Origin of the sequence: Micromonospora sp. NPDC057141 (assembly GCF_042670805.1) — a bacterium.
Taxonomy (GTDB): Bacteria; Actinomycetota; Actinomycetes; order Mycobacteriales; family Micromonosporaceae; genus Micromonospora.
On record NZ_JBHUVA010000074.1, the window covers coordinates 24,425 to 32,908 of the forward strand.

Consider the following 8,484-nt stretch of genomic DNA (forward strand, 5'->3'; position numbering starts at 1 on the left):
CCGTATGCGTCAACAAGGGGCCTCTCCTTACCCCAAATCGGCGAGGATGCGGCGGGCCGCGTTGTGGCCGGCCGCCCCGATGACGCTGCCCGCCGGGTGGCAGCCGGCGCTGCCGGCGTACACGCCGTCGACGCCGGTGGCGTACGGCATCCGGTCGGTGAAGCTGACCGTGTTGTCGACGTGGTGGATGTGCCCGCCGGTGATGCCGAAGTGCGCCTCGATGCCGGGCGGGGGCAGCGGCATCGCGTCGGCGATCAGGTCGCCGGTGCCCGGCGCGTACCGTTCGCAGATATCCACGAGGCGCGACACGTACCCGGGCAGGGCCGCGTCCCAGGTGCCGTCGGCGAGGGAGTAGGGCACCGACTGCACGAACAGCGCCGACGAGTGGTGGCCGGCGGCGTCGGACAGCGACGGGTCGACGGTGGTGTGCAGGTACCACTCGATGGTGGGCTCGGCGGGCAGCCGGCCGGCCTGCACGTCGGCCCACATCGCGCGCAGTGCCGCCATCGGCGGCTCGCCTCCGCCGCCGACCAGCGACGCCGAGCCGGGCAGCAGGTGGATGGTGGAGCCGAACGGGCTGGGCGCGCCCTCGGGCAGGCAGGAGAAGCGGGGCAGCCCGGTCAACGCCAGGTTGACCTTGAGGGTGGTGCCGGGGCGGCGGACGGCCGCCATCCGCGCGCCCAGCTCCGCCGGGAGCGCGCCGTCGGGCAGCAGGTCGATCAGCCGGTACGGGTCGCAGGCCCCGAGCACCACCCGGGCGGCCACGTGCCGGCCGTCGGCGAGCGTCACCCCGCTGGCCGCGCCGCCGTCCAGGGTGATCGCGGCGACGGGCGTACCGGTGAGGATGGTGGCCCCGGCGGCGCGGGCGGCGTCGGCGAAGGTGCCCGAGACGGTGCCCATCCCGCCCTCGGCGATCATCCAGGTGCCGTCAGAACCGGGCAATCTGCACATATTGTGCACGAGGAAGTTGTGGCCGGTACCGGGGTCGTCGGGGCCGGCGTTGAGGCCGGACAGCCCGTCGGTGACCGCGTACATGCTGACCAGCAGCTCGGAGCGGAAGTCGAAGCGGGCCAGGTGGTCGGCGACCGAGCCGCGCACCAGGTCGACGAAGACCTGCCGCAGAGTGGGCCGGACGTACCGCTGCGCGGTCTCCTCGACCGGCTGCGGCTCGGCCAGCCAGGCGGGGGCCAGGTCGTCGCGGAGCTGGGCCAGCTCGGCCTGCATGGCGTCGTCGGCGGCCACGTCGGCGGGGGAGAAGAACTCCGCGAGCTGCCGCCGGGTGGCGGCGGTGTCGCTGCCCATCAGCAGGTACGGCGACCCGGGGCCGCCCGGGGTGGGCAGGAAGTAGTGCGGGTCGCGGCGCAGCACGGGGATGCGCACGTTGAGCGTGGCGAGCAGTTCGGGCGGCATCAGCCCGAGCAGGTACGACCCGGTGGAGTGGCGCAGCCCGGGCACCTTCGGGAACGGGTTCTCGGTGCGGGTGGCCCCGCCGATGACGTCGGCGGCCTCCAGCACCAGCACGTCGAGGCCGGCGCGGGCCAGCAGGATCGCCGAGACCAGCCCGTTGTGCCCGGAGCCGACGACCACCACGTCGGCGCGGGCCGGCAGTTCACTCGCCTCGGTGTTCGCGGTCGTGCCGCTGCGCTCGCTCGCCTTGCTCGTCGCGGTCGTGCCGCTGCGCTCGCTCATGCTCGGGCAGCCTAGTGCCGCACCGACCCGGCCGGGGGGTCGTCGCCGTTCCCGGTCGGCGGACCGTCGCCGTCGGGCGCGCCCTGAAGCTGGGCGATCAGCGCGGCGAGTTCGGTCTCGAACAGCGCCTCGGGGGAGTCCACGGCCCAGGTGAGGTGGCCGAAGACCTCCATGGCGACCAGGCCGTAGAGGCGGGTCCAGCCCGACAGGAACGCGTACGCGACCTCGATCGGCAGGTCGCCGTGCTTGGCGGTGAGCGGGGCGAGGTGGCAGCCGAGCTGCCGGCGCAGCACGTCGGCCGGGGGGCCGGGCAGCGCCGCGTCGCGGGTCAGCGCCAGGAACGGGGCGAGGAAGACCGCCCCGAACCGCGCGGCCGGGTGCTCGGCGTCGGCGCAGGCGCGGGTGAACGCGGCGAGCCCGGGGACCGGGTTGCCGAAGATCAGGGTGAACTCGGCGGGGTGCGCGACGGCCCACCGACGCATCGCCCGGCACATGGCCGGCAACTGGTCGGCCGGTTCCGCGCCGGCGGCGTCCCGGGCGGCCTCGATGATGCCGCGCAGCTCGTCGTAGAGGTCGCCGGCGAGCGCGACGACCAGGGCCTCCAGGTTGGGGAAGTAGCGGTAGATCGCGGGCGCGGTCATCCCCATGTCCCGGGCGATGGCGCGCAGGGACACCGCCTCGACCCCGCCGGTCACCAGCAGCCGCCGGGCCCCGTCCTTGATCTCGGACAGGGCGGCGGTGCGCAGGCGTTCCCGCCGGGTCGGCGCGGACATGGTGAACCCCCTTGACTGGAGCGAACGCCGTAGTCATAGTAAACGGCGTTCACTCATGAGAGCCATGGTTACTGAGCACGACCTTAACGGTCGGTGAGGGGGAATGCGATGTTCGACTGGTGGGGACGGGCGGTGGTGCGGACCCGGTGGGCCGTGCTGGTCGCCGCCGTCGCGCTCATGGCGCTCGGCTCGACCTGGGGGACCGGCGTCTTCGGCCAGCTCAGCGGGGGTGGGTTCGCCGACCCGGCCAGCGAGTCGAGCCGGACGGCCGAGCGGATCACCGCCGAGCTGGGCCGGCAGGGCGCCGACGTGATCGTGCTCTGGTCCAGCGACACCGCGACCGTCGAGCAGCCGGCGTTCCGCGACCCGGTCGCCGGCACCGTCGCGGCGCTGCGCGAGCGCCCCGAGATCACCAGCGTCACCACCTGGTACGACACCCCGGCACCCCACCTGGTGTCCACCGACCGCCAAGCCACCTACGCCCTCGTCCAGCTCGACGGCGTCGACGAGGACGCCCGCGCCGAGGCGTACGACGCGGTGCGGCCCGCGTTCGACGCGCCCGGCCTGCGCACCGAGCTCGGCGGCACGGTGGCCTTCCAGCGGTACGCCAACGAGCAGACCACCGAGGACATCACCCGCGCCGAGCTGCTCTCCATGCCGGTGCTGCTGGTCCTGCTCGTGCTGATCTTCGGCGGGCTGGTCGCCGCCACCACCCCGCTGCTCGTCGGCGGGCTCGCCATCCTCGGCGCGTTCGTCGCCGTCCGGCTGCTCAACATGGTCACCGACATGTCGATCTTCGCGATCAACGTGATCACCCTGATCGGCCTCGGCATGGCCGTCGACTACGCCCTGTTCGTCGTCAGCCGGTTCCGCGAGGAACTCGCCGCCGGCCGCGACACCGCCGAGGCGGTACGCCGCACCATGGCCACCGCCGGCCGCACCGTGCTGGTCTCCGGGCTCACCGTCGCCCTCGCCATGGCCAGCCTGCTGATCTTCCCGCAGCCGTTCCTGCGCTCGATGGGCCTCGGCGGGATGGCCGCCGTGCTGGTCGCCATGCTCGCGGCGCTCACCGTGCTGCCGGCCCTGCTCGCGGTGCTCGGCCGCCGGATCGACGCGGTGCGCGTACCGCTGCCGTGGCGGCGTGGGACGCGCGGTGGGCGGCCGGCGCACGCCGACACCGGCGGCGCCTGGGCCCGGATCGCGCGCAGCGTGATGCGTCGCCCGGTGCCCTACCTGGTCGGGGTGGCCCTGATCCTGGGGATGCTGGCCACCCCGTTCCTGCGCGCCGAGTTCGGCGGCGTCGACGAGCGGGTGCTCCCGGCCGACGCCGCGCCCCGGGTGGTCTCCGAGCGGATCGCCGCGCAGTTCCCCGGCGGCACCATCGCCCCGATCGACGTGCTGGTCACCGGCGTGTCGGCCGACGCGGTCGGGCCGTTCGCCGACCGGATCGCGGCGGTGCCCGGGGTGACCGGCGTCCGGGTCGCCGCGACCCGGGGGGCCTCGACGCTGCTCACCGTCGCCTACCCCGGCGAGCCGACCGGCGGCGTCGCCCGGGACGTGGTACGCGACCTGCGTGCCCTGCCCGCCCCGGACGGCGCGCGGGTGCTCGTCGGCGGCCGGCCCGGCGTCGACCGGGACCTGCTGGACAGCCTCGGCGATCGGCTGCCCTGGATGGCCCTGCTGATGGCCGGCGCGACCCTGCTGCTGCTCTTCCTCGCGTTCGGCTCGGTGGTGCTGCCGGTCAAGGCGGTGCTGATGAACCTGCTCTCCATCGGCGCGTCGTTCGGCGTGGTGGTCTGGATCTTCCAGGACGGCCACCTGTCCGGCCTGCTCGGCTTCACCTCGACCGGCTTCATCGAGCCGAGCAACTCGATCCTCATGCTCGCCGTGCTGTTCGGGCTGGCCACCGACTACGAGGTGTTCCTGCTGTCCCGGGTCCGCGAGGAGTGGGACCGCACCGGCGACAGCGCCGCTTCGGTGGCCACCGGCCTGCAACGCACCGGCCGGATCATCACTGCCGCCGCCCTGCTGCTGGTCATCGTGGTCGCCGGCTTCGCCACCGGCGCGATGGCGTACATCAAGCTGATCGGGGTCGGCATGATCGTGGCGATCGTGGTCGACGCGACCCTGGTCCGGGCGCTGCTGGTGCCGGCCACCATGCGCCTGCTCGGCCGCTGGAACTGGTGGGCCCCGGGCCCGCTCGGCGCGGTCTACCGCCGCTTCGGCATCCGCGAGTCGGACGCCCCGGGGCAGCCCGTGCTCCCGGACGTGGTCGAACCGGAGCCCGCCGCGCCGGAGACCCGTCATCCCGCGTTCATCGGGTAGTCACTGGTGTCGATGCCTCGCCGGCTCTACCGTCGGTGGGGCATCGACCCTACCGGGAGGTAACCAATGGACCGCCGTACCGCCCTGCGCGCCACCGTCGCCGGCGGGGCCGCCGCCTTCTGCGGCAGCCTCTGGGCCTCCGCCGCGCTTCCCGCGCCCGCCCTCGCCGCGCCCGCCCAACCCGGCCCCGGCCCGTACGGGGACCTGCTCGCCGCCGACGCCAACGGCATCCAACTGCCCGCCGGCTTCACCAGCCGGGTGATCGCCCGCTCCGGACAGCGGGTCGCCGGCACCTCCTACCCGTGGCACTGGGCCCCCGACGGCGGCGCGTGCTTCGCCACCCCGGACGGCTGGATCTACGTCTCCAACTCGGAGATCCCCCTCGTCGGCGGGGCGTCGGCCGTGCGGTTCCGCGCCGACGGCACCATCGCCTCGGCGTACCGGATCCTCGGCGGGACCAACCTCAACTGCGCCGGCGGGGCCACCCCGTGGGGCACCTGGCTCTCCTGCGAGGAGGCGCCGCTCGGCCGGGTCATGGAGACCTGGCCCGACGGCAGCCGCGCCGCCGAGGAGCGCACCCGGATGGGCCGGTTCACCCACGAGGCCGCCGCCTGCGACCCCGACCGGAGCGTCGTCTACCTCACCGAGGACGAGGACGACGGCTGCTTCTACCGGTACGTCCCCGACACCTGGGGCGACCTGCGCACCGGCCGCCTCCAGGTGCTCTGCGCCCCCGCCGGCCAGGTGACCGGCCCGGTGACCTGGGCCGACGTGCCCGACCGCGACGGGTTCCCCGTGCCCACCCGGCGTCAGGTCGGCGCGGCGCAGCACTTCGACGGCGGCGAGGGCTGCTGGTACGACCGGGGCACCTGCTGGTTCACCACCAAGGGCGACAACCGGGTCTGGGCGTACGACGCCGCCAGCCAGCGCCTCGACCTGGCGTACGACGACTCGCTGGTGCCCGCCGGGGCGGCCCCGCTCACCGGCGTCGACAACATCACCGGCACTGCCGGCGGGGACCTGTACGTGGCCGAGGACGGCGGCAACATGGAGATCAACATGATCACCCCGGCCGGCGTGGTCACCCCGTTCCTGCGCCTGCTCGGGCAGTCCGGCTCGGAGCTGACCGGCCCGGCGTTCTCCCCGGACGGCAGCCGCCTCTACTTCTCGTCGCAGCGGGGGGTCAGCGGGTCGATCACCGGGTCGGACGGCATCACGTACGAGATCACCGGCCCCTTCCGGTCCTGAGGGGCTCGGTCGGCCGCCCGCCGGGGGCAGTACTGCGTGTTGGCCCGCCCGGACCACATGCTGTGCTGGCCCGGCGCGGGTCGGCTGGCGGACGTACCGGTGGAGGCCTCGGCGACCGTGCCGCGCCGGGCCGCCGGGGCCGCTGCGGCGGGGCGGGCGAAGACCATGAGCAGCGGGTACGGGGTGTCGCTGGCCGAACTGCGCCGGCACGTGGCGGCCCGGCCGACGTGGCGGTGTCGGGTGTGTGCTGCGCTGTGGCCCTGCCAGCCGGCGAAGCTCTGCCTACGCGCGGAGTACGCGCGCGGGACCGGGTCGGGCTGGCGATCTACCTGTGCGTGCTGATGCACGAGATCACCGACCGGCTACGCACCCGCCCGGAGGAGGTGGACCCGGCGGACTACTTCGCCCGCTTCATCGGCTGGACCCGTCACTGACCGCCCGCCCACCACGGCCCGCACCCCAATCATCTTTCGTGAACATGGCTGCTGTACGCACAGCGCCGCGCCTGCGGCACCCGCCGTGGCACCCGGACGTTGACCTGCTTCCACCAGGCCCTGATGGTGCTGGTCTGGTTCCCCAAGGCCGAGGACATGACCCTGCTGGCAGCCGGCTTCGGTATTTCCCGGGCGACCGCCTACCGCTACCGCGACGAGGGCATCACGGTCCTCGCCGCCCAGGGACCGACCTGCACACCGCTCTGCGCCGCGCCGCCGCCGACGGCTGGTCCCACGTCATCCTCGACGGCAAACTCTTCGACTATGGCCGACTCACCAAGACCACCCTGTCGGTCAAGGGCGACACGATCGACGCCTGGTTCTCCGGAAAGCACCGCGACTTCGGCGGCGAACATCCAAGCTGTCATGCGCCCAGACGGTCTGCCGATCTGGACCTCGGATGCGATACCCGGACACCTGCACGACACCAACTAATGCGCCCGCCACCTGACATCACCGCCGCCCTGAACTGGCCCGCCGCCGAACTCGACCTGCCGGCCCTGGCCGACTCCGGCTACGAAAGCACAGGCCACGGCATCAAGACCCCGATCAAGCAACCCACCGACGGCAGCAGGCTCGCACCCGACAACCGCGCCTACAACCGATCGCTACGCGGCCTGCGCTCGCAAAGGAGAACGCGGCTTCGCCATCCTGGTCGGACGCTGGAAGACGCTACGCCACACGAACATCAGCCCACGCCGAATCGGCGACACCGTCGCCGCCGCCGAGATGCACCTCACCAACTTCGAATGCAAATACCTACCGCAGGGTCGCTGAGATCATTTCTGTACACGCTGACGGCTCAACTTTCGGAGTCAACAACCATGTACGTTGCCTCGCCTGACATGCTGAGCTGACCCCTGGCAACCCACTCGTTGCAGACTTCCCGGATCGATTCCAAAGACGGCACCTGGTCGCAGGTGTCTCGCAGAAAACCGCGCACATCGTAAACGGTAAAACAGTCTCCACCATCGCCGTCGCAGGCATCCAGGTGAGCTTGAGCGCCGCTGTCGTAGACGACGGTATAGCCGACGCCATGGACGAAGTACTCCAGCCCATTTAGAAAATGACCTTGACGAGGAACCTCGCCATCAAGTACGCGTCTGACCAGACTCGATGCCGACGAAACGCCGAAGGCCTCTGCAACCAAGCGCCTAGCGTGAAGCAGTCCATCGATGGCGCTAGAAACCTCAGCGACAACCGCATCATCCACCATTACCTACGCTTCAGCTTATGAGGATTGAGCCTGTTTCCAGGATATCGCGAGGCGGAGTCCAGAACATCAGCCATGTCCGCATATCCCTTAAACCCCCCATTGTTTAGTTGATCCGTCACATCGCGAATACCAACTTCCCCCTGTCTAGTCCACCTTGCAGCAGCAAGGCGATGATGCCCGTCCACAACATACATTTTACCCTCATGACGAACGATGTCGATCGGACTTTGCTTCCAGTCGAATTCGCCGTTTGCCATGTCATTCCCATACCTGGCCACCCTCTTGGTGGAAGAATCACCAGAAATTCCGTGAGTAGGAATGAGATCGTCAGGATTTGCAGTGCCGCAGTTGTGTACGAGGACCGGCTCGCTGCCGACTACCGCATAGTACGTGTGGGTGTTGGCGATGGTGAGGTTGTGGACGGTGGCCCAGGTGGTGGCGTGTCGTTGGATGGCGGTGATCTGGACGCGGGTGCCGGCGCTGGTCTGGAGCCACTGGCCGACCTGAAGGTCGGTGGCGTCGATCCACTGGTGGAGTTCGGGTACCCAGAAGGGGTGTCCGTCGGTGGCGGTGATCTTGGTGGTGCCGTGCCCGCCGTCGCCGTCGCCGTCAGTCTGGCTGCCGTCGCCACGCTCGGCTTCGTCGGTGGTGATGGTGACGAGGTGTTTGGTGCCGGTGCCGGTGATGGTGGCGGTGACGGTTTCGATTTCGGTTTGGCCGGTGTCGGGGTTGGTGGCGA

The 8,484-nt window shown here is 71.4% G+C and carries 8 protein-coding genes; 4 read left to right on the top strand and 4 right to left on the bottom strand.

Features of this window, described 5'->3' with window-relative positions:
* Positions 1-27: 27 nt before the first annotated feature.
* A complete protein-coding gene (locus ACFT41_RS26660; protein ID WP_377584215.1) occupies positions 28-1,689 on the bottom strand; it encodes a phytoene desaturase family protein in 1,662 nt (553 codons plus the stop codon).
* 11 nt (positions 1,690-1,700) lie between these two features.
* The gene (locus ACFT41_RS26665) at positions 1,701-2,462 is read right to left on the bottom strand and encodes a TetR/AcrR family transcriptional regulator (protein WP_377584217.1); all 762 of its coding nucleotides are present in this window, start codon (positions 2,460-2,462) and stop codon (positions 1,701-1,703) included.
* Between the two features lie 108 nt (positions 2,463-2,570).
* Between ACFT41_RS26665 and ACFT41_RS26670 the strand changes: the two genes are divergently transcribed.
* The 4 genes from ACFT41_RS26670 (at position 2,571) to ACFT41_RS26685 (ending at position 6,964) form a co-directional block, all read left to right on the top strand.
* A complete protein-coding gene (locus tag ACFT41_RS26670; protein ID WP_377584220.1) occupies positions 2,571-4,787 on the top strand; it encodes an MMPL family transporter in 2,217 nt (738 codons plus the stop codon).
* A 66-nt stretch (positions 4,788-4,853) separates the two neighbouring features.
* Positions 4,854-6,035 (top strand): alkaline phosphatase PhoX, encoded by a 1,182-nt coding sequence (locus tag ACFT41_RS26675; protein WP_377584222.1) that lies wholly within the window; start codon positions 4,854-4,856, stop codon positions 6,033-6,035.
* A gap of 254 nt (positions 6,036-6,289) precedes the next feature.
* Positions 6,290-6,469, top strand: coding sequence for a hypothetical protein (locus ACFT41_RS26680; RefSeq protein ID WP_377584225.1), 180 nt, complete (start codon positions 6,290-6,292; stop codon positions 6,467-6,469).
* Positions 6,470-6,568: 99 nt separating this feature from the next.
* Entirely contained in the window at positions 6,569-6,964 is a 396-nt protein-coding gene (locus ACFT41_RS26685) for a hypothetical protein (RefSeq protein WP_377584228.1), read from the top strand.
* A 367-nt stretch (positions 6,965-7,331) separates the two neighbouring features.
* Here the strand turns inward: ACFT41_RS26685 and ACFT41_RS26690 are convergent, their stop codons facing one another.
* Positions 7,332-7,742, bottom strand: a complete 411-nt coding sequence (locus tag ACFT41_RS26690; protein WP_377584231.1) for a DUF6896 domain-containing protein — start codon at positions 7,740-7,742, stop codon at positions 7,332-7,334.
* 2 nt (positions 7,743-7,744) lie between these two features.
* Positions 7,745-8,484 (bottom strand): polymorphic toxin-type HINT domain-containing protein (locus tag ACFT41_RS26695; protein ID WP_377614020.1); only part of this gene is annotated, 740 nt, incomplete at its 5' end.

Excerpts from the sequence above, each read along its gene's own strand:
- ACFT41_RS26670 (WP_377584220.1), top strand. The coding sequence starts at position 2,571 with ATGTTCGACTGGTGGGGACGGGCGGTGGTGCGGACCCGGTGGGCCGTG.
- ACFT41_RS26675 (WP_377584222.1), top strand. The coding sequence starts at position 4,854 with ATGGACCGCCGTACCGCCCTGCGCGCCACCGTCGCCGGCGGGGCCGCC.
- ACFT41_RS26660 (WP_377584215.1), bottom strand. The coding sequence starts at position 1,689 with ATGAGCGAGCGCAGCGGCACGACCGCGACGAGCAAGGCGAGCGAGCGC.
- ACFT41_RS26665 (WP_377584217.1), bottom strand. The coding sequence starts at position 2,462 with ATGTCCGCGCCGACCCGGCGGGAACGCCTGCGCACCGCCGCCCTGTCC.